The organism is Paracraurococcus lichenis (assembly GCF_030657435.1).
GTDB classification, from domain to species: Bacteria; Pseudomonadota; Alphaproteobacteria; order Acetobacterales; family Acetobacteraceae; genus Paracraurococcus; species Paracraurococcus lichenis.
In genome coordinates this window covers 1-285 of sequence record NZ_JAUTWS010000585.1, presented here as the reverse complement: position 1 = coordinate 285, position 285 = coordinate 1, and the positions used below count along the sequence as shown (strand labels likewise).

1 protein-coding gene is annotated in these 285 nt (G+C 71.9%); it reads left to right on the top strand.

Annotated features, from left to right (window positions below):
• The coding region (locus Q7A36_RS41335; protein WP_305109559.1) for a hypothetical protein at positions 1-285 on the top strand (285 nt) is incomplete at both ends.

Below are 285 nucleotides of genomic sequence, written 5' to 3'. Positions count from 1 at the left end.
GCGGTGGAGGCGGTTGGTCCGGCGCCCGAGGGCGCGACCTGGGTCAGCGTCGGCGACCGCGGCGCTGACGTCTTCTCTCACCTCGCACGAGCGCGCGGCATTGGCTGGCACGTGCTGGTGCGCGTCGTCCAGAACCGACGGCTTGGGGAGGGCGGCCACCTTGTTGACCGGCTGCGCAGCCTGGCGCCGATGGCACGACGGCGCATTCTGCCGCGCGGTGATGGCGGTCGAGGGCCGCGGCAAGAGACCTGGGCGGAGGTTGCCTGGACACAGGTAGAAGTGCGA